Annotated in this window: 1 protein-coding gene; it reads left to right on the forward strand. The window is 75.5% G+C overall.

From position 1 onward, the window contains the following. Positions 1-486 (forward strand): anti-sigma factor (locus ITP53_RS55715; RefSeq protein ID WP_195903542.1); only part of this gene is annotated, 486 nt, incomplete at its 5' end. Positions 487-575: the final 89 nt, after the last annotated feature.

A 575-nucleotide genomic window follows, 5' to 3' on the forward strand; every position in this document is an offset into this window, starting at 1 on the left:
GGGGTCGTGCCGTTGCGGCGGGGGCGGTCGAAGGTGCTGGCGGGGCTGGCGGCGGCGGCCGCGGCGGCCGCGGTCGCGCTCGGGGCGGTCGCCGTCGACGCGCGACGCGATCTCGGGGAGGCCGGTGCCAGGAATCAGGAGATGATCGCCGTGCTGGCCGCGCCCGACGCCCAGACGGTACGCCAGCCCGTGACGCCCGGCGGCACCGGCACGGTCGTGATCTCGCGGTCCGCGGGACGCATGGTGTTCACCTCGTCGGGCCTGCCCGAGCCGCCCCGCGCCCGTGGGTACGCGCTGTGGCTGATGGGCCCGGACGGCCCGCGCCCGGCCGGAATGCTGGAACGGGGGGAGGACGGCATCACGACCCCCGTGGTGCTCACGCCGTCGCCGGACGACGCCCACATCGCGATCACGGTGGAGCCCGCGACCGGCTCCAGGAAACCCACCACCCAACCCATCCTCCTGGCCGAACTCCCAACAGCCTGACTCCCACCGCGCGAGCCTGGCGCGGGCGGTGGTCGACCCGCTGCCCCAAGCTGCAAGCCGACGGCAGCCGAGACGATTACCAGGCTGGG

The sequence above is a fragment of the Nonomuraea cypriaca genome (genome assembly GCF_015645445.1).
In the GTDB taxonomy this organism is placed as follows: domain Bacteria; phylum Actinomycetota; class Actinomycetes; order Streptosporangiales; family Streptosporangiaceae; genus Nonomuraea; species Nonomuraea cypriaca.